We start from the raw sequence: 18,715 nt of genomic DNA on the forward strand, positions 1-18,715 counted from the left end.
AGATCGCCAGTGCCATTTTCTTTCAGAGAAAACGGCACCGGCACACTCTCTGGAGACTACGAAGCATCAGGAGAAAGGCTCTCAATGGTTACTTTTATGGCTGTGACTCTCGGACTCGTTCTCCTGCTCATCGCCTGCCTTGAAGCGGGCCGTCGCCTGCGCATGCGGCATACCGCAGACGAAGCCAGCTCGGGCCTCGGCGTCATCGACGGCGCCATCTTCGGCCTCCTCGGACTGCTGCTGGCCTTCGCCTTCTCCGGGGCTGACTCACGCTACGAAGCCCGCCGCCAGCTCATTGTCACGGAGACCAATGCCATCGGCACCGCGTGGCTGCGCATCGACCTTCTGCCCGCCGAAGCTCAGCCCGCGATTCGCCAGGATATGCGCTCGTATGTCGACGCCCGCATCGCCTTCTATCGCGACCTCAACGATAATCCAGCCCGCGCCCGGCAGGACGCGGCGGCCACCACTGCTCTGCAGACAAAGATCTGGGGCGAATCCACTGCGGCTGCCAGGCAATCTCCATTGGCTTCCACACTGCCACTCGTCGCGCAGTCGCTCAATGACATGATCGACATCACCACCACGCGCTCGGTCGCACTCAACACCCACCCGCCGCTCGCCATCTACATTCTGCTGCTGGTGCTCGCTGTAGCCGCCTCGCTGGTCGCCGGCTACGGCATGGGAGACAGGCGCAGACGGTCATGGCTGCATACGCTGGTTTACGCGGCTGCGCTGACGATGACCATCTACACCATCCTCGATCTCGAGTTCCCGCGCATCGGGCTCGTCCGCATCGACCGCTACGACAAGGTGCTGGTCGATCAACGCGGCAGCATGAACTAGTCGCGCTCCGCTTTATAGCGGATCTTGGCCAGCATGCCGGTCAGCGTCTCGGCATCTTTCGAGATCGGATTCAGCCGCCGCATCATGCGCCGCGTCTTCTCGGCCGTCGCCTCTTCGGTGTGCGGTTTCGTGTAGCCGCTGGTCGCCAGCAAATCGAGCAGCATTGCCGTCAGCCGCTCCAGTTCTTCCCCGCTCGCCGGCTTGCGCTCGGGTACAACCGGTGGCGCGGTCGCCTCCCGCGCCAGTTCGTAGAGCGTCACCGCTACGGCCTGCCCCAGGTTCATCGATTCATGCGCCGGCCGCGTGGGAATATGCATCAGCCAGTGGCACCGGTCGATGTCGTCATTCGAGAGCCCGCGCTTTTCCGATCCGAAAAGAATAGCCGCCGGCGTATGCTGCACATGTTCACGAATCAGCCCTGCGCCGTCATCCAGCCGACGCACCGGTACCTCGACCTGCCGAGGCCCCAATCCCGCCGTCCCCACCACCAGCGAGCAGTCGGCAATCGCATCATCGAGCGAATCGAAGAGTTCGGCCTCGCGCAGCAGCTCGGAGGCGCCCACTGCGGACTTCGCCTCGCGGAACGAGGCTTCCCAGGGCTGCACCACACGCAGACGGCGAAAGCCGAAGTTGCTCATCGCGCGCGCCGCCGCGCCAATGTTCAAAGGATTGCGCGTGGCCACCAGCACCACGCGCAGACGATCGCTGTGTTCTTCAGGAAGCAAACTACGAGTGTACGAGAATCACCCGCACCGCCCCAACTCCGCCCCCACACACTGTCATTCCGACCGGAGCGAAGTGGGGGAACCTGCAAGTTTGCCCGCACAGGCACAAACCCGACGGTGGCCCACTCAAGCATCTTTTGCTTGGGTGGGGAACATCCCACCACTACATCGGACGCTCCCAAAATGGCGGAGGCTCAATCCCCAGCACGCGCAGATACACATATCCCTGCCCGCGATGGTGGATCTCGTTGTCGATCGCATACTGAATCGTCGCAATTCCTGCATTCTTCCACTGGCCGAATGCCACATCCACTTCGCTGAACCGATGCGGCGGAATCTTCGGGAACTTCTCATCCAGCTCTGCGGTCTGCTCATCCCACAGCCGCAGCAGCTCGCTCTTGGTCGTGGGCTTCTCCGCCTTCAGCTCTTCCCACTTACCCGTGGCCACGCCATCCACAATCGGCACCGCCATGCGGATGAATTCCCACGCCATCTCCGAAAACGGCCGCATACGCCCCACTGAGAACGAAAACAGGTCATCCTCCGGGAGTGCCTCGATCACCCGGCGCGTCAGCCCTCTGTGTCCCTGCCAGTGCTTCAGAACTCCCTCAGCCGTCAGTGCGCTTACTTCCATCGTTTCCGTCGCCATGCCCTTCCTCCTTGTGATTCCTGGCCCTTTTGTGGGCTCAAACGAAGACTATCCACCATTCCCGACAGAACCTGTCGTAAATTCAAAGAAGAATTGAAATTGTATGTATGACCCGATCATGCGCGTGCTCACGGTGCTGGAGATCCTCCAGGCACGCGACCATGTCACCGGGGCCGAGCTGGCCGAGCGTCTCGAAGTCGACCTGCGCACCGTGCAGCGTTACATCGTTCGCCTCAAGGACCTGCACATCCCCGTCGATTCCTCGCCCGGCGTCGGCGGCTCCTATCGCCTGAAGCCCGGCTTCCGCCTGCCGCCGCTGCTGCTCACCAATGAGGAAGCTTTTGCGTTATCCCTGGGCCTGCGCGCCTTGCGCCAGATCGGCCTCTCGGCCTTCGCTCCAGCCACGGGAAGTGCACTGGAGAAGCTGGGGCGCGTATTGCCCGACACGCTCCGCGACAGCATCCACACCGTAGAGAACGTGATCGCCATCGAGCCGGGGCCCTGGGTCGTTCCCACCTCGGTCGAATGTCTCATCCGCGCGGCCTCGGCCATCCGCACCTCGAAGAGAATCCGCTTCGGCTATCAATCGCATCTGGAAGCGATCACCAACCGCCATATCGAGCCATATGCAGTCCTCCACACCGACGGACGCTGGTACCTGATCGGTCATTGCCTCTCGCGCAAAGCGCTGCGCACATTCCGGCTCGATCGAGTCACGGACCTGGAAGTCAGCGCTGTCGGCTTTCGCCGTCCCGATGACTTCGACGCGCGCAGCTACCTGCGGGAACGCATGCCCTTCGTGCAGTCCGAATACCAGGTGGATGTATGGATCGACATGCCTCTCGAAGAGGCCGGGCGCATGTTTGGCCCCATGCGGGTAGTCGCCGAGGCGGAAAATGGAGGCACGCGCCTGCGCTGTGGCCGCGACCGGCTGGAGATGTTCGCCGCCCTGCTGCTGGCGATGAACCGCAGGATCATCGTCCACAGCCCACCCGAGTTGAGCGACACATTCCGGGCACTGGCACAGAGGGCGATAGAGGTCGCGGAGGAATCGAGGACTCAACCGCTCTCATAGAAACAGTGGGAATCGAACCGTTCCCCGGCTTATGACTGCAAACAGAAATCCCCCGGCGATGCCGGGGGATTTCGCTGTAACGAGTGACTAGGCAGCAGCCACAGGCTGCGCGCAGTGGCTGCAGCGCCTCGCCGCCACCGGAATATCCGCCAGGCACTCCGGGCAGGGGCGCGTCTGCGGCGGTTCTGCAGCCTTGGCCGGGAAGAACTTTGCCATGAGCTTGTTGATGGGCAGTACGAAGAAGAAGTAGACGGCAGCCGCGATCAGGACGAACGAGATTACATCGTTCAGAAAGGTCCCATAAGTGATGTTGCTGCCATTCAGATCCAGCTTCAGGAAGGAAAGGTCCGGCTTCTTGACGATGGCTGCAATCAGCGGGTTAAGCAGATTCTTCACCAGTGAATTCACGATGTTGGTGAAGGCCGCACCGACGACCACGGCGACCGCCAGATCGATCACATTGCCCCTGAGAATAAAATCCCGAAATCCCTTCAGCATTTCCCTATGAACCTCTTTGTAAAATTTGCCCGGATACGGCCAATCCGCCGCTGGTCGCTGTCATCCTATCGCAGTCTACGGCTGACTCCGAATAGTTTTCCTGCAAAGATACTCCGGAACTCTGCGCCGTTGGATGCACAAATGGCTGAAAGGCTGGCCGAGCCAGTAAAAATTCGCGTATCCTGCCTCGTTCCGGCTGCGCCGGTAAAAGGAGACTGTTTTCTTGAACAAGATTGTTGCCTCAGCCGACGAGGCGGTTGCTGATATCCCCGATGACTCCATATTGATGATCGGCGGCTTCGGACTCTGCGGCATCCCGGAGAACCTGATCGACGCCCTGGTCCGCTGCCACGTCGGTCGCAATCTGCACGGTCTGCGGACCATCAGCAACAATATGGGAGTAGACGGCTATGGCATGGGCCGCATGCTCGAAGCAGGCATGATCGTAGCCCATACCGGCAGCTACGTCGGAGAAAACAAGCGCCTCGAGCAGAAGGTTCTCGCCGGCGAACTTGACCTAACGCTCATCCCGCAAGGTACGCTTGCCGAGCGCATCCGCGCCGGCGGCGCCGGCATTCCCGCCTTCTATACCCCGGCGGGGGTCGGCACTCTCGTCGCCGAAGGCAAGGAGACACGTGACTTCGACGGCAAACCATACCTGCTGGAACGCTGGCTGCGTGCCGACTTCGCCCTCGTCAAAGCCTGGAAAGGCGACCGCCACGGCAACCTCGTCTATCGCAAAACCGCGCGCAATTTCAATCCGATGATGGCCACGGCAGCAAAAATCACCATCGCCGAAGTGGAAGAGCTCGTCGAACCCGGCGAGCTCAACCCAGACCTCATCCACACCCCCGGCATCTACGTGCAGCGCATCCTGCAAGGCCCGGTTTACACGAAGCACATCGAGCGCAGAACCGTACGGCAGAACAAAGGATAAGAGCGCCTATCCCCTACACCTCGCCTCCTGTACCCTTCTTTGCGATCCGCACGGCCTCGTCAATGGCCTTCTGCGCGCGTTTCTGCCGGCTCTCCGGCGACTTGTAGTAGAAGATGCCCCACAGGTGTCCGCGCCGCTGTGCCGGGGTCATCTTTTCCCAGCCCGCGCGCGCCAGCGGAGTCCGTACAAATGCTGCTTCGAGAATCGGGGGCGTCTCGCGCTCGCCCTCCATCATGTTCAGCAGAATCTCCCCAAAGTCCTCCGCACGCCTCCTGCGCGCCGCTTCGCTCTTCGGAGCGGCTACCTGATCTGCAACATACTTGTGAAAGCTGTACGGCAGCTTCTCCCACCAGCGCCGCAGCGCTGCCTCGCCCTGAAGCACGCGCTTCATCTCCGCGGGAACCACCACCGTCCGCTCGTCTTCGTCGAGCTCCAGCGTGAACTCGGCCAGAGCCCCGGCCACAACCTTTGCCTCTTTCTGCATCCGCTTGTTTACCAACAGATAGAGCGCGCCCTTGCCATTTGAGAACAGCGAGGTCCGGAACGCGAAGCCATTGATCTCACCACGGACCTTCGGCGTCGCACCGGCATCCCAGTCGTCGGTGAACCCCGCAGGCAGATAGGCGACCGTCCAGCCGAGTCCCGATTTTTCTGCCACCAGCGTGGCCTTGAAACGCTTCTTTGCGGCCTTTGTCATGGTCGTCACTTTAGCCTAGCGACCGCCAAAATGTGAAAGGCCCGCTGCCAGATTCGGCAAAGCGGGCCTTGATCACCGGTGAACTGTGGAGATTGACCTGAGGCGCCCTCGCTATCCCTTCTGCGCTAACAGGGTGGGCCTCGGCGAGATGGTTGCTGTTCGCCAGGACTTGGGCCGCTGCCCGCAGGCGGCGGTCCCTTCAGGAGCCGAAGGCGGCTCTAAGCCTCAGTCACCTCACGTTGGGTCATGCAACTGCTACTGTCAGAAATTTTCATAGGCTGGATCATCCTCCTTTCCCGTGTACGAGCAGGCTAGTCCAGGCCGGAAAACAGGTCAAGACGCAAGCCTGATACGCGAGCCGCCTATCCCTCCAGCAGCGTCACCCGGCCCGTGCCGAGGTCATAGGTGCCTGCCACGATCTTCAGATGGTCTTCACGAACCATTTCAGCCAGCACTGGCGATGCTTCGCGCAGCAGCGTGGCCTGAATCCTCGCATTCTCCGCAATCGCCATCTCGAGGTCATGTCCCGCCTTGTCCACTGCCGGCTGAATATGCGGAAACAGCGAGCTGATCTGTCCCGGCACCGCTTTGCCCTGCATCGTCGCCTTCACGGCACCGCAACTCGCATGTCCCAGAACCAGGATCACCTTTGTCCCCAACACGGCCGCGCCGTACTCCAGGCTGCCGATGATCTCCGGCGTCGCCATATTCCCCGCCACACGGGTCACAAACAGATGCCCGATGCTCTGATCGAAGATCAGCTCCACCGGAACGCGTGAGTCCGCACAGGAGAGCAGAGCGGCGAAAGGCTCCTGCTTGTCCACGGTGTGGCTCTTCAATATCTGCAGGTCGTGCTCGAAGCTCGTCAGCCGCCCTTCGACAAACCGCGCATTGCCGTCCATCAGCTCTTTCAGTGCTTCGTCAGGGGTCAGCGGTGTCTGTGCAGAAGCTCGGGGTGCAAATGCCTCTTCCGCGGCCAGGCCCGCAATCAGCGATGCCACGCCACCCGCCAGCCCGGTGCCCAGAAAACTGCGCCGGGAGGTTCGGAAAGCCTCATTCCGTCCTTGCGCAACGCCATCATTGCATTCCATAGGAGATCTCCGTGCTTCGAGGTAAATGCGCCACATCATAGCCCGGAATGGCTCGAAAGATCGCCGCAAAAAGCAAAAGGCAGACCCGGAGGTCTGCCTTTTGCTACGAAATCTCTATGCCGTTACTTCTTCGCCGGAGCACTCTGCGTCGTCGGCGTGCCCTCGAGCACCGAGTGGCCCGACCCTGCATGCTTCTGCATCAGGATGGTGAGACCGATCGAGGTAACCATGAAGATGACCGCGGCCCAGGTCGTGGTGCGCGTCAGCAGGTTGGCCGCCGAGCGGGGACCGAAGGCTGTCTGCGAACCCTGTCCACCGAAAGCACCGGCCAGATCAGCGCTCTTGCCCTGCTGCAGCAGAATGACTGCAATCAGGAACAGGCACACAATCACATGGACCACAATGAAAAGGTAATACAGGAAGGTCATCGAATCGCTTTTCTGAGCCTGCGTTCCGGTCTCGCCCGTTGCCGCAGTTCGTGCAAATTAGACGGTCAGATGTCTTTGGTGCGGAAGGGGGGACTTGAACCCCCACGCCTCTCGGCGCCACCCCCTCAAGATGGTGTGTCTGCCAATTTCACCACTTCCGCATTCCGGTGAACTTCTGTCCTGAGAAGAGTATAGCAAAGATTCTGTGGATTTGTGACCCGTTCAGAAATGCTTGAGCAATTCCGCAAAATTCCTTAAATCCAACAACTTCTGCTCTGCGCCCGGCTTTGTCAGCGCATCCTGTTCCAGCACCCAGGTACCAGGGTGGTGGATGTAGATCGCATGCAGTCCCGCGGAAAGCGCCGGATTGATGTCCGACTTCGGGCTGTTTCCGATCATCCAGGTCGAGTGCGGCGCGAGCTCATACTTCGCCACCACGGCATGGTAGGCGGCCGCATTCTTTTCCTTCGGAATCTCGACGCCGGTAAAGTAGCTCGCCAGCCCGGAGCGTGTCAGTTTGTCTGCCTGCTCGGCCTCTGCGCCTTTGGTCATCAGAATCAGCCGGTGGCGGCTGGCCAGCTCCGGAATCGTCTCGGCGACACCCGGTAGCAGCTCAATCTCCTGATCTGCAATCGACTGTACGAAGCTCACAATCCGCTCATGCTTTTCCGGGGTGATGGACTCGCCGGAGAGCCGCTCGAAACAGGTCACCAGCGATTGCCGGAAACTGGTCAGCCCATACCCGTGCAGGCGTGTATTCTCGCGCTCCACTTCGTTGAGCTTCTCCCGAACCTCTTCGCGGGAGTACTCATGGTGATCCACATAAGAGATAAATGCGGCAATCGAGCGCTCAAAATAGATATTGTTTTCCCAGAGGGTGTCGTCGGCGTCCACCAGCAGCGTCTGCCCCGATGCGTATTTCCGGAAGTCTGTCGACATGTGCTTCGAGCTTATCAAACGGCTGCGAACGCCCTGAAGCAAAGGCTTCTCCCTCCCGCCAAACCATGTTGCATCTAAAAAATCACCGGATGAGGCCATCTTTTCCGGACGATACGGGTTTGTATGAACATCCGGCAGTGACCGGAGTGTTTTCGTTCCTGTATTACCAGGCTGCTCATAACGAGTGTCTTACGTTTTAACGAGGCTGATGATACGAAAACTACAACTCTTTGCTGTATTTCTTTTCACCGTCGCCCTGCTCCCCTCCATGGCGAGAGCGGGAGATGTTGCCTTGCTTCTCGAAGAACCCTACGGCGAGTTCGGGTTCTTTAATCCCACCGGCCACGCCGCGATCTACCTCAGCGACGTCTGCGCCGAAACGCCCACCCGGCTTCGCCGTTGCCAGCCGGGCGAGACCGGTGTCGTCCTCAGCCGGTATCACGCCGTAGGCGGATACGATTGGCTCGCCGTACCGCTGATTCCCTACCTCTACGCCGTCGATGATCCCGAACAGATTCCTGAATCCGCCGATCAGAAGATGGTGCTCCGTCTCCGCGACCGTTACCGCCGCCATCACCTTGCCGATATCGTGCCGGACGACCCAAAGCATGAGATCCCCAAGGGCGACTGGACCCAGCTCGTAGGCGAATCCTATGACCGCCGGATGTATGGCTTCGCGGTAAAAACGACAGAGGAACAGGACGGCGCGTTGATCGCCGAGTTCAACGACCGGGATAACACTTCACACTTCAACCTCTTTTTCCGCAACTGCGCCAACTTCTCCGAGGGCGTCATCAACTTTTACTACCCGCATGCCATCCATCGGAACTTCATCGCCGACGCCGGCCTGATGACACCGAAGCAGGCAGCGCGCTCACTGAACAGTTACGCAAAGAAGCATCCGGAGATGGACCTGCGCACCTTTGTGATCCCGCAGGTGCCGGGCTCGATCCGGCGCAGCACGCCGGTGGATGGCGTTGTCGAATCGCTCGTCAAGAGCAAGAAATACGTGCTGCCGCTGGCTTTCCTGCATCCCGTAGTCACCGGCACTCTGGTCGCGGTCTACTGGGGCGATGGGCGCTTCCACCCTGACCCCAAGTCGGCGGTCTTCGAGCCGACCCGCGATGAAACGCCGGTGAGCGCCTCGACGCAAACTGCCAGCTCGCAACCTGTCAACATCACCGCGACCGTGGTTCCTGTTTCCACGACGTCCGGCGAAGCCACCATCGTTCGCACCACATACCAGACCGGCGGGCAGAACTAATTTCTCAAGACCAGGCTCTCAAGCACAAAACGGCTCCGCGCTTGCGGAGCCGTTTTTATTTGATTCGAAAGAAGAAGCTTACGCCGTGGTCTTCGCGCAGTATTCGTTGAAGGCGCGAGCCAGTTCGCCCGCAATGGCCGGCGCCGTGTTCGACTCGATGACGAAGCGCTGCATCAGGTACACCAGCTTGCCGTCGCGCAGAATGGCCACAGCCGGCGAGGTCGGCGGATTGCCGTCGAAATACGAGCGGGCGCGCTCGGTGGCTTCGCGATCCTGACCGGCAAAGACCGTGATCGACTGATCGGGAACGACACTGTTCTGCAGAGCCAGACGCACGCCAGGGCGCATCTTACCCGCAGCGCAGCCGCAGATCGAGTTGACCACCAGCATCGTCGTGCCCGGCTGTGCCAGCGCTGCGTCGACGTCCGCCGGCGTGCGCGCTTCTTTGATGCCTACGCGCGTGAGCTCTTCACGCATCGGGATAACCATGATCTCGGGATACATTGCGGGTTTGTTCCTCCAGCCGATAAAAATCGCTTTCCTGATTGTACAAGTATGGGCCAGTTATGGCGTATTGGCCGGCAGACTCAGCTCCTGCTCACCGGCATGCAGGGCATGCTCCTGCCCATTCCATACCAGGCTGCCCTCCAGTCCGGCCGGCAATGTAACCTTCGCCGTCCAGCCCTGGCCATGCCGCACATAAGCCACCTGGATCTCCCCATCGCCATGCGGCATCGCTGCTTCGAGATGGCTCAGCCCGCCAAGATGCGGTGCAATCCGCACCCGCCGGAAGCCCGGCGCATCCGGCGCAATCCCTGCGACCACGGTCAGCAGGTCGAAATTCGGACTCGCAGACCACGCATGACAATCCGAGCGCGTCGGCTCCGGCATCTCCGCCCAGGTGCTCAGCCCCATCTTCAACATCTGCCGCCACGGCCCCAGTTGCTCGAGATAGAGATCACCCACGCCGGCATGCACCATGGCCCGCGCAAGATAGAAGCGGAAGTAGAAACTCATCTGGGACATCGGCGGAACAGGCTTGCCATCCAGCGTGACTGCATTTCTCTCCTGCGATGCCAGCACGCGCCGGATCACCTCGGCCAGCGATGCCTTCGGCGCCGTGTCCGTCAGCACAGCCAGCACATTCGCTTCCGTGCTGAAGCTCTTCTTCTCCGGCGTATCCGCATAAAGCCCCGATGCCGCATCGAAGCTCTCGCGATTCACCGCTTCCCTTGCCCGCTCGATCATCGCCTCATACTGCGCCGCCCGCTCGGCGCTGCCGAACTTCAGCTCCAGCTCCCGCGCCTCCTGCAGCGCTGCGACAAACTGCAGCGTGAGGAAGGTCGATCCCCCATCCGCATCCTGTGGCGGCGTGCCGTACGGATAGCCGGAGGTCCAATCTCCGAACTCCCACCACAGCATCTTGCCCAGCAGCCCGTCGGGGCGCTGCCGCGCGGTAAACCAGTCCAGCACCGTGCGTGTGTGCGGAAGCATCTGCTTCACCAGCGCCTCATCGTCCACGTACATCCAGTAGTCGTGCACCATTCCCACCCACAGCAGCGAAAAGGGAGGAATGAGCTGAGGCATGCCCGAAGGGTACCGGCTCTCCGTGATGCCTTCCGGTGTCCGCGAGTCGTCAATGTTCTCAATCGCCTGCTTCGCCAGCCGGCTGTCCCCACTCATCGCATAGGAGATCAGAGCCTGAATGCGCGTGTCGCCGACATATTGCAACTGCTCCCAGTACGGCGCATCCATGTATGTTTCATGCGCGCAGAGCCGCGCCGTGCGCCAGCCGGTTGCGAAGATCGCATCGAGCTGCGGAATATCGCCGTCGATCTTCGCCCGCTCCTCAAACGGATACGCGGTGAACCACGCCCGCAGTGCGTCGAGCTTCAGCGGCTGATCCTGCGTCGTCACATCCACCTGCAGATACCGCCATGTCCGCCACCACAAGGGTGAAAACCTGCGATGCTCGCCGCCATCGGGGAGAAATTCATCGGTGAGGCCCTGAATCTGCCTGCCCGCGGTCTCATTGCGATCGCCCTTGTTGCCCTGCGCGTCGTAAAGCGCCTCGGCATAGGTGATGTGGATGTCGGCGTCTCGCCCTCCGCTCGTGATGAGCTCGGGATACGCCGTCTGCAGCACACGATGATCGAGCAGCAGCTTCACATGCGTGTGCGCAGGAATCACCACCGGCATGCCGGGGAAGGCCTTCGCTCCCGCCAGTTCACCCTCGACACGCACCACCACGCCTGCGTCCGTCAGCCGATGCTCCATCGGAGGCAGCTCATCCGGAACCAGCTCCCAGGCTGTCGGCGCGTCTAAAGCCTCTCGCGTCGCCGCGTGCCCGATCGGCTCCGCCGTCTGCCATGTTGCTGCCGACTCCTCCGCATCCCAACGCCAGTCGAGCACCCGGCCGTCGATACGCTCGGATGGTCCAGCGCCAAAGTAGCCCGCCGAGGAATTCAGCTTCGTCTCGGCGCGGCCCTGTTCTTCGTGCACCTGCCATGCCGAGCCCGTATCCACTGCATCCTCGGCAGCCGTGTCTCCCTGCATCAGGAAGCCGGTGCGATAGCTCATCTGCGCCACCGGCGCATCCGTGCCGAAATTCCACACCAGCGCGGCCAGGGTGTTTTTTCCCGCATGCAGCAGCGGCGCCAGATCAACGGTTTCGAAGCGCCAGTGAAAGACGTCGCCGCGTGCCGGACCTTCCGCCGCATACTGCCCGTTCACATGCAGCAGATAGCGGTTATCGCCCGAAACATGCACCCAGTAATGCGCGGGGACGGCGGCCAGCGTGATCTGCCTGCGGAAGACATACACCCCGGGATCGCGCGCCGGCGCCCCAGGACAGGTAACCCACTCCGCAGGCCAGTGCGCTGCCATCAGCCGGCTATCGAGAGGCCGAGGAGTATCCTGCAGGCCAAAAGCTACGGACCCACTCGAGAGCAGCAAGGCAGAAAGACAGCGCAACCAGAAGAATTTCATACCCGGCCATCCTAGAAGAAAATCCGTAATGCCGGCACATATCGAACGCGATCAGCAGGAGCGAAGACCGAAGGCGAATCGCTCTACGCGAAGCAGTCGGGTATGCTCTCGTGTAACCCGGTTTTCATCTCCATCGCAAACGAGGTTCCCACTTGCGCCGTTCTCTGCCCGCTCGCCGCTCTCTCCTCATTGCCGCCACCACTGCTCTGCTTCCCATCGCGCTCACCGCGCAAACGGCCCTCACCCCGCCTGACTCCGTCTTCGGCTACAAGGATTTCTCCACGCAGGCAAAGATCGACCAGACCTTCCTGGCTGTACCCGATGCAAAGCTCGCCGGCGAGGAGTTGAAGACGCTCACCGCCGTGCCGCATATCGCATCCTCCAAAGAGGACTACGCCACTGCGCAGTACGTCGCCAAAAAGTTCAAGGCCGCGGGTCTCGAGACGACGATCGTCCCCTACAAGGTGTGGCTGAACCTGCCCGCCGAGTCGAAAATCACCGCCACCACCGCCGACGGCAAGCCGCTCATGTCCGGCCCCACGCCTGAGCACGTCTCGCACGATCCCTTCCAGGACGATCCCCGCGTGATCATGCCCTTCAACGGCTCGTCGGCCTCGGGCGACGTGACCGCCGACGTGGTCTACGCCAATTACGGCCGTCCCGAAGACTTCCAGAAGCTCGCCGATGCCGGCATCGATATTGCCGGCAAGATCGTCATCGTCCGCTACGGCATGAATTTCCGCGGCGTCAAGGCCTACATCGCGCAGGAGAAGCACGCCGCCGGCCTCGTCATTTACTCCGACCCCGCCGACGACGGCTACTTCCGCGGCGACAAATATCCCAACGGCCCCTACCGCCCGGACACCGGCGTGCAGCGCGGCTCCATCCAGTACATGTTCAAGTACCCCGGCGACCCGACAACGCCCGGTATTGCTTCGACGCCCGACCTTCCCATGTCGAAGCGCATTCCTCCCTCGCAGGCCACCAGCCAGCCGACCATCCCGTCGATCCCCATCTCCTACCATGATGCGGCGCCCATCCTCGAGGCCATGAAAGGTGCAACCGTGCCCCACGGATGGCAGGGCGCGTTGCCCTTCACCTATCACCTCGGCGGTGCGGGCGCGGTCAAGGTCCACCTCGTCCTCAAGCAGGACTACCAGTACCGCACCATCTGGGACGTCATCGGCAAGATTCCCGGCACCGAGGCGCCGAACGACTGGGTCGTCGCCGGCAACCATCGCGACGCCTGGGTCTACGGCGCCGTCGACCCAAACAGTGGCACCGCCGCCATGCTCGAATCGGTGCATGGCATCGGCGAGCTGCTGAAGCAGGGATGGAGGCCCAGGCGCACCATCGTCTTCGCCAGCTGGGATGCAGAGGAGGAAGGCCTCATCGGCTCGACCGAGTGGGCCGAAGGCCACGCAGACGAACTCGCGCACGCCGTCGCCTACTTCAACACCGACGTCGGCGTTTCCGGCCCCAACTTCGATGCCAGCGCCGTGCCCTCGCTTAAGGAATTCATTCGCCAGGTCACGAAAGAAGTACCGAGCCCCAAGGGAGGCAGCGTCTACGACCAGTGGAAGAAGCAGCAGGACCAGCGCCCGGCGCTCGGCGTGCAGGAACATGCCTCGAAGGAATCCGCGCATCTCGACAACGATGTCGAGATCGGAGATCTTGGCTCAGGCTCCGACTTCACACCGTTCATCCAGCACCTTGGCGTGCCTTCGTCCGATATCGGCTCGGGCGGTCCCTACGGCGTCTACCACTCGGTCTTTGATAACTACGCCTGGTTCACCATGAACGCCGACCCCACCTTCGTCTACGAACAGGAAATGGCGCGTGTCTTCGGTCTCGAAGTGCTGCATATGGCCGACGCCGACGTGCTGCCTTACGACTACGTGACCTACGCCCGTGAGATCGAGGAATACATCGGCGCCGCGAAGAAGAAGGCGCAGACTGAGGGTCTCACTCTCGACACCTCCGCCGCCGAAGACGCGACGAAGCAGTTTCTCGCAGCGGCTAAGGCGATCAAGGCAAAGCAGGATCACCCCTCCGGTAACGACGCTGCTCTCAACACCAGCCTCCGCGCCACTGAAGGCGACTTCCTCTCTGCCGCCGGCCTGCCCAACCGCCCGTGGTTCAAGCACACCGTCTACGCGCCCGGCGAATACACCGGCTACGCGGCCGTCGTCATCCCCGGCGTAAACGAGGCGCTCGACGCGAAGAAGGCCGAGCAGGCCCAGGCGCAGCTGGCCGTGTTGACCGAGGCCATCCAGCGTGCCGCGGCCACACTCGAAAAGGCCGGAGAATAGCAGGAAACACCCAAGGGTGCCCCACCCATGACAGCTTTTGTCATGGGTGGGTCTCACACGAATCCCAACCAGAGCCTCATCACCGGGTGCCCCATGTCTCGCCGTTGAGACATGAGTGCTTCTCTGTTCGAAAAACAAACCTGAATCGCGACCGGCGGGAGCACAGGCCGAAGGCGGGTCGCGCGGCGCGCAGCCGCGAAAAATCTTCTCTTTCCCTCTTGCAACCAAACGCGGACCATTTTAGTCTTATTTTAGGTCGGGACGGCCGCGGCAGTCTTTTGGCGAAGCGCCGCGGTTGCCCTGAGAGATCGACGATAACGGCTGGCGGTGCCCTTCGGGCGCTCCCGCGGTGTCGTTCGCGCAGGAGAAGCTCGGATGAGCGATCGGAAAAAATTCAAGATCCAGCGTGCGCTGGGAATCGAGCTCCCGGGGCTGGGCAAGCCCGGAGCACTGGAAAAGCGGAACTCCCCCCCGGGACAGCACGGCCGCCTCAAGAAACGCAGCAAGAGCCAGTTTGCGCTGCAGCTCATGGAAAAGCAGAAGCTGCTCTTCCACTATGGCCTGCGTGAGGAGCAGCTCCGCCGCTTCGTACGCAAGGCGCGCAGCCTGAATACGGCCAACTGGATCGAGAGCCTCATCGGCCTGCTCGAACGCCGCCTCGACAACGTCGTCTTCCGCCTCGGCTTTGCGCGCAGCATTTCTGCCGCCCGCCAGCTGGTTTCGCACGGACACGTGACCGTCAATGGCCGCCGCCAGACCATCGGCTCCATGGTGCTCCGTCCCGGCGAGGTCGTCTCGCTCTCCGAGCGTGGCCTGCAGATGGACGTCGTGCAGACATCGCTGCGCGCGCCGCGGCTCACGATGCCGTCTTTTCTTCAGTACCAGAATCCTTCCACGCCGGATCGTGGCGTGGTGTTGTCCATCCCGGGAACAGCGCATGTGCCCTTCGAATTCAACAGCAACCAGGTCGCCGAGTACTACGCCAAGCGCGGCGTTTAAACGCAGGTCCACCCCAGGTCGCGCGCGGGCGCGGCGTGTCTTCCACCGCGAACCGAAAAGCAGGAGTAGAGATGAACGACTTCAACGTGATTCTGGCGGACTTGCCCGGCCTGGGCCGCGTGCGGGTATGCGACTGCAACTCCATCCATGTCAGCGTGGGACCAGTAACCCTGAATCTTTCGCCTGAGGCCTTTGCGCAGGCGGCAGCCATGTTCGGAGACGCCATGCGCCGCTACGCCAAGCTGCTGGAGTCCCAGATGGCGACCAGTCCAGGCAGCTTTCCTGCCGCAAAAACCAGCCTCGTAACCCACTAGGTCGTATCCACATAGAGCAATAGAAAAATGGTGTCATTTCGACCGGAGCAGGACAGCTTCATCGTCCTGCGCAGCGGAGAAACCTGCGGTTCTACCTGTACCGGCAAAACCGCAGGTTCCTCCACTCCGCTTCGCTCCGGTCGGAATGACAAAGTAAGAAGGAGGCTCCGGTCGGGATGACAACGATAAGGGTACGTTCTTTACTTTCAGACCATCTCTATAGGGATACAACCTAACGCCTTCTCCCCTCTGGCCAGATGCGGACTTGAGGGGAGAATGCGAAATATCCCCGCCCCATGGCCATCCCACGAGGCCATAGTTCCTCAGAAAGCCAAAGGCCCTGTTCACCAGTGCGAACAGGGCCTTCGGCTTTTTTGCTTATGGTTCTTTAGCTAAAGAGCAGGATGCCTTCCGTCTTCTCTGCGCCTTCCTTGCCGATCGGACGATAGTAGAGCTGGTTGTTCTCGAGATAGACCTCGAGGAAGGCTGGACGCTCGGTGATGCCGCCCGCGATGAGCGCCTCCGAGAGCGGATCTTCCACGTAGCGCTGCAGAGCGCGGCGCAGCGGACGCGCTCCATAGCTGCGGTCGATCATCGTCTTGTCGAGAATCCACTTCTTCGCATCCTCCGTCACCGAGATGGTGATCGCCTTCTGCACCAGATTGGCATTGAGCTGCGCCAGCAGCAGCTCGATGATCTGAATCAGGTCGGCATCGGTCAGCGACTGGAAGAGGATGATCTCGTCGATACGGTTCAGGAACTCGGGGTTGAAGGTACGCTTCACCTCGTTCTTGACCAGCTCTTCGATCTTCTCCATCACCAGCTCTTCGCGCTCGCTCTGGAAGCCGAGACCCTGCTTACGCTGCAGGTGGCGCGCACCGATGTTCGAGGTCATGATGATGATCGTGTTCTTGAAGTCGACCGTGTTGCCCAGGCCGTCCGTCAGCTGACCATCTTCAAAAACCTGCAGCAGGATGTTGAAGACATCCGGATGCGCCTTCTCGATTTCGTCGAGCAGGACCACCGAGTACGGCGAGCGCTTCACGCGTTCCGTGAGCTGTCCGCCCTCCTCGTAGCCCACGTAGCCCGGAGGCGAACCGATCAGCTTCGAGACCGAATGCTTCTCCATGAACTCCGACATATCGAAGCGGATGAGCGACTTCTCCGAGCCGAAGAGGAACTGGGCCAGCGTGCGCGCCATCTCCGTCTTGCCGACGCCCGTCGGTCCGAGGAACAGGAACGAACCGATCGGCCGGTGCGGCGATTTGAGTCCGGCGCGCGAGCGGCGAATCGCGCGAGCCAGAGCCGAGATGGCCTTCTCCTGCGAGATGACGCGCTTGTGCAGCTCTTCCTCGACGCGCAGCAGCTTCTGCGTCTCTTCTTCCTTGATCGAGGTGATGGGCACACCCGTCCAGCGGCTCACCACGTCCTCGATATCCTCGCGCGAGACGATGCCCGCGGTCGAGTCGTCGAGGTGATACTTGTCGCGCAGCGCGCGCAGATTCTCGCGCTCCTTGCGTTCCTCGTCGGAGTAGAAGCGCGCCTTCTCGAACTCGTGGTTCGCGATGGCGTTCTCCATCCGGTGAACGATGAACTTGATCCGCTTCTGGACCTCGGTAATCTCCTCCGGCAGGGAGGTCTGGCGCAGCTTCACGCGCGCACCCGCCTCGTCGATCAGGTCGATCGCCTTGTCCGGCAGAAAGCGATCCGGAATGTAACGGTTCGAGTGCGAGACCGCGAACTCGATGGAGTCATCGGTATAGCTGACCGCGTGGAACTTCTCGTAGCGGTCCTTGATGCCCATGATGATCTTGACCGCGTCCTCTTCGTTCGGAGGCGGCACCTTGACGGCCTGGAAACGGCGCTCGAGCGAGCGGTCCTTCTCAATCGACTTGCGATATTCGGCCGGCGTGGTTGCGCCGATGCACTGAATCTCGCCGCGAGAGAGAGCCGGCTTGAGAATGTTGGCGGCGTCGAGCGAGCCCTCGGCCGAACCCGCGCCCACCAGCGTATGCAGCTCGTCGATAAAGATGATGGAGTTCTGATTCTCCATCAGCTCCTTCATGATGGTTTTGAGGCGTTCTTCGAACTGGCCGCGGTACTTGGTGCCGGCGACGATCAGCGAAAGATCGAGCGCCAGTACGCGCTTCTCCGCGAGGAAACTCGGCACGTCGCCGTCGGCAATGCGCTGCGCGAGACCTTCCACAATGGCCGTCTTGCCGACGCCCGGCTCGCCGATCAGCACCGGATTGTTCTTGGTGCGGCGGCACAGGATCTGAACGACGCGTTCGACTTCCTGGTCGCGGCCGACCAAGGGATCGAGCTGGTTGTCCATCGCCGCCTGGGTCAGATCACGCGAAAACTCCGCCAGCAGGCTCTGGTCGCGGCTGCGCTGCTGCTGTTGCGGCTTCTCCTGCGTAGTACGGGCCAGCTCTTCGCGGATGGCAATCAGCTTCAGGCCGCGCTCGTGCAGAATCTCTGCCGCGAAGCACTTCTCTTCGCGCAGCAGGCCCAGTAAGAGATGTTCGGTCCCAATGTGCTTGTGCGAGAGCCTCTCGGCCTCTTCGGCCGCATAGGCCAGCACGCGCTTGCATTCATTGGAGAGCGGCAGATCGACCGAGGTAGACACCTTCTCACGGATGGTGGTGTGGCCCTCGATCTGCTTGCGAATGGATTCCACCGAGGCGTGAGAGCGAAGGAAGCGGTTGGTCAGCGCCTTGTCCTCACGCAGAAGCCCGAGCAGCAGGTGCTCGGTTTCGATGTATGGGGACCCGAACTGGCTTGCCTCATACCGCGCGAAGAAGATGACGCGCCGTGCTTTTTCTGTATAGCGTTCGAACATGTTCCCCCTGGGAAAATCCCATGGCCTGGCCCGCCTCGCTACCGGTCCCTGCGGATTCTCCCGCCGGGTATCGGGGGCGTTGTGAGCCATCCTGCTGAGTCACCGTGCCGG

General features: G+C 61.3%; 17 protein-coding genes and 1 tRNA gene. 7 read left to right on the plus strand and 11 right to left on the minus strand.

What is annotated here, in order from left to right; all coding sequences use genetic code 11:
* Nucleotides 1-84 precede the first annotated feature (84 nt).
* The gene (locus tag ESZ00_RS12875; RefSeq protein WP_129208661.1) at nt 85-846 is read left to right on the plus strand and encodes a bestrophin-like domain; all 762 of its coding nucleotides are present in this window, start codon (nt 85-87) and stop codon (nt 844-846) included.
* Here the strand turns inward: ESZ00_RS12875 and ESZ00_RS12880 are convergent.
* A complete protein-coding gene (locus ESZ00_RS12880) occupies nt 843-1,571 on the minus strand; it encodes an RNA methyltransferase (RefSeq protein WP_129208662.1) in 729 nt (242 codons plus the stop codon). The genes ESZ00_RS12875 and ESZ00_RS12880 overlap by 4 nt on opposite strands.
* A 163-nt stretch (nt 1,572-1,734) precedes the next feature.
* Nucleotides 1,735-2,220 carry a DinB family protein gene (locus ESZ00_RS12885; protein WP_129208663.1) on the minus strand — a complete coding sequence of 162 codons (486 nt, stop codon included), beginning with the start codon at nt 2,218-2,220 and terminating at the stop codon, nt 1,735-1,737.
* 103 nt (nt 2,221-2,323) lie between these two features.
* Between ESZ00_RS12885 and ESZ00_RS12890 the strand changes: the two genes are divergently transcribed.
* Nucleotides 2,324-3,295, plus strand: coding sequence for a helix-turn-helix transcriptional regulator (locus ESZ00_RS12890; RefSeq protein WP_129208664.1), 972 nt, complete (start codon nt 2,324-2,326; stop codon nt 3,293-3,295).
* An 87-nt stretch (nt 3,296-3,382) separates the two neighbouring features.
* Here the strand turns inward: ESZ00_RS12890 and mscL are convergent, their stop codons facing one another.
* Nucleotides 3,383-3,793 carry a large conductance mechanosensitive channel protein MscL gene (gene mscL, locus ESZ00_RS12895; RefSeq protein ID WP_129208665.1) on the minus strand — a complete coding sequence of 137 codons (411 nt, stop codon included), beginning with the start codon at nt 3,791-3,793 and terminating at the stop codon, nt 3,383-3,385.
* 223 nt (nt 3,794-4,016) lie between these two features.
* On the opposite strand from mscL, the gene ESZ00_RS12900 reads away from it, so the two are divergent.
* Complete coding sequence (locus ESZ00_RS12900; protein WP_129208666.1) at nt 4,017-4,730, plus strand: CoA transferase subunit A; 714 nt, start codon at nt 4,017-4,019, stop codon at nt 4,728-4,730.
* 13 nt (nt 4,731-4,743) lie between these two features.
* Here the strand turns inward: ESZ00_RS12900 and ESZ00_RS12905 are convergent, their stop codons facing one another.
* From ESZ00_RS12905 to ESZ00_RS12925, 5 genes are all read right to left on the minus strand, one after another.
* Entirely contained in the window at nt 4,744-5,427 is a 684-nt protein-coding gene (locus ESZ00_RS12905; protein WP_129208667.1) for a YdeI/OmpD-associated family protein, read from the minus strand.
* Nucleotides 5,428-5,789: 362 nt separating this feature from the next.
* Nucleotides 5,790-6,518: a carbonic anhydrase gene (locus ESZ00_RS12910; protein ID WP_129208668.1), complete on the minus strand. Its 729-nt coding sequence runs from the start codon at nt 6,516-6,518 to the stop codon at nt 5,790-5,792.
* A 122-nt stretch (nt 6,519-6,640) separates the two neighbouring features.
* Entirely contained in the window at nt 6,641-6,946 is a 306-nt protein-coding gene (gene secG, locus ESZ00_RS12915) for a preprotein translocase subunit SecG (protein WP_129208669.1), read from the minus strand.
* 76 nt (nt 6,947-7,022) lie between these two features.
* Nucleotides 7,023-7,107, minus strand: a tRNA-Leu gene (locus ESZ00_RS12920).
* A 61-nt stretch (nt 7,108-7,168) separates the two neighbouring features.
* Entirely contained in the window at nt 7,169-7,885 is a 717-nt protein-coding gene (locus ESZ00_RS12925) for an HAD family hydrolase (protein ID WP_129208670.1), read from the minus strand.
* A 292-nt stretch (nt 7,886-8,177) separates the two neighbouring features.
* Here ESZ00_RS12925 and ESZ00_RS12930 point away from each other — a divergent pair, with 292 nt between their 5' ends.
* Nucleotides 8,178-9,149 carry a hypothetical protein gene (locus ESZ00_RS12930; protein WP_129208671.1) on the plus strand — a complete coding sequence of 324 codons (972 nt, stop codon included), beginning with the start codon at nt 8,178-8,180 and terminating at the stop codon, nt 9,147-9,149.
* 78 nt (nt 9,150-9,227) lie between these two features.
* Here ESZ00_RS12930 and ESZ00_RS12935 read toward each other — a convergent pair whose 3' ends face one another.
* Nucleotides 9,228-9,653: a BrxA/BrxB family bacilliredoxin gene (locus tag ESZ00_RS12935; RefSeq protein WP_129208672.1), complete on the minus strand. Its 426-nt coding sequence runs from the start codon at nt 9,651-9,653 to the stop codon at nt 9,228-9,230.
* A gap of 60 nt (nt 9,654-9,713) precedes the next feature.
* Complete coding sequence (locus ESZ00_RS12940; RefSeq protein WP_164981501.1) at nt 9,714-12,035, minus strand: alpha-L-rhamnosidase-related protein; 2,322 nt, start codon at nt 12,033-12,035, stop codon at nt 9,714-9,716.
* Nucleotides 12,036-12,289: 254 nt separating this feature from the next.
* Between ESZ00_RS12940 and ESZ00_RS12945 the strand changes: the two genes are divergently transcribed.
* From ESZ00_RS12945 to ESZ00_RS12955, 3 genes are all read left to right on the plus strand, one after another.
* Nucleotides 12,290-14,449 (plus strand): M28 family metallopeptidase, encoded by a 2,160-nt coding sequence (locus tag ESZ00_RS12945; RefSeq protein ID WP_229741245.1) that lies wholly within the window; start codon nt 12,290-12,292, stop codon nt 14,447-14,449.
* Nucleotides 14,450-14,824: 375 nt separating this feature from the next.
* The gene (rpsD, locus tag ESZ00_RS12950) at nt 14,825-15,448 is read left to right on the plus strand and encodes a 30S ribosomal protein S4 (RefSeq protein WP_129208674.1); all 624 of its coding nucleotides are present in this window, start codon (nt 14,825-14,827) and stop codon (nt 15,446-15,448) included.
* A gap of 71 nt (nt 15,449-15,519) precedes the next feature.
* Nucleotides 15,520-15,762, plus strand: coding sequence for a hypothetical protein (locus ESZ00_RS12955; protein WP_129208675.1), 243 nt, complete (start codon nt 15,520-15,522; stop codon nt 15,760-15,762).
* A 388-nt stretch (nt 15,763-16,150) separates the two neighbouring features.
* Here the strand turns inward: ESZ00_RS12955 and ESZ00_RS12960 are convergent, their stop codons facing one another.
* Complete coding sequence (locus ESZ00_RS12960; RefSeq protein ID WP_129208676.1) at nt 16,151-18,604, minus strand: ATP-dependent Clp protease ATP-binding subunit; 2,454 nt, start codon at nt 18,602-18,604, stop codon at nt 16,151-16,153.
* Nucleotides 18,605-18,715: the final 111 nt, after the last annotated feature.

Origin of the sequence: Silvibacterium dinghuense (genome assembly GCF_004123295.1) — a bacterium.
GTDB lineage: Bacteria > Acidobacteriota > Terriglobia > Terriglobales > Acidobacteriaceae > Silvibacterium > Silvibacterium dinghuense.

Bases quoted from the DNA above. Each gene is read 5' to 3' on its own strand.
- ESZ00_RS12890 (WP_129208664.1), top strand. From the start codon at position 2,324: ATGTATGACCCGATCATGCGCGTGCTCACGGTGCTGGAGATCCTCCAG.
- ESZ00_RS12935 (WP_129208672.1), bottom strand. From the start codon at position 9,653: ATGTATCCCGAGATCATGGTTATCCCGATGCGTGAAGAGCTCACGCGC.
- secG (WP_129208669.1), bottom strand. From the start codon at position 6,946: ATGACCTTCCTGTATTACCTTTTCATTGTGGTCCATGTGATTGTGTGC.
- ESZ00_RS12875 (WP_129208661.1), top strand. From the start codon at position 85: ATGGTTACTTTTATGGCTGTGACTCTCGGACTCGTTCTCCTGCTCATC.
- ESZ00_RS12960 (WP_129208676.1), bottom strand. From the start codon at position 18,604: ATGTTCGAACGCTATACAGAAAAAGCACGGCGCGTCATCTTCTTCGCG.
- ESZ00_RS12910 (WP_129208668.1), bottom strand. From the start codon at position 6,518: ATGGAATGCAATGATGGCGTTGCGCAAGGACGGAATGAGGCTTTCCGA.
- ESZ00_RS12925 (WP_129208670.1), bottom strand. From the start codon at position 7,885: ATGTCGACAGACTTCCGGAAATACGCATCGGGGCAGACGCTGCTGGTG.
- rpsD (WP_129208674.1), top strand. From the start codon at position 14,825: ATGAGCGATCGGAAAAAATTCAAGATCCAGCGTGCGCTGGGAATCGAG.
- mscL (WP_129208665.1), bottom strand. From the start codon at position 3,793: ATGCTGAAGGGATTTCGGGATTTTATTCTCAGGGGCAATGTGATCGAT.
- ESZ00_RS12955 (WP_129208675.1), top strand. From the start codon at position 15,520: ATGAACGACTTCAACGTGATTCTGGCGGACTTGCCCGGCCTGGGCCGC.
- ESZ00_RS12940 (WP_164981501.1), bottom strand. From the start codon at position 12,035: ATGGCAGCGCACTGGCCTGCGGAGTGGGTTACCTGTCCTGGGGCGCCG.
- ESZ00_RS12905 (WP_129208667.1), bottom strand. From the start codon at position 5,427: ATGACAAAGGCCGCAAAGAAGCGTTTCAAGGCCACGCTGGTGGCAGAA.
- ESZ00_RS12885 (WP_129208663.1), bottom strand. From the start codon at position 2,220: ATGGCGACGGAAACGATGGAAGTAAGCGCACTGACGGCTGAGGGAGTT.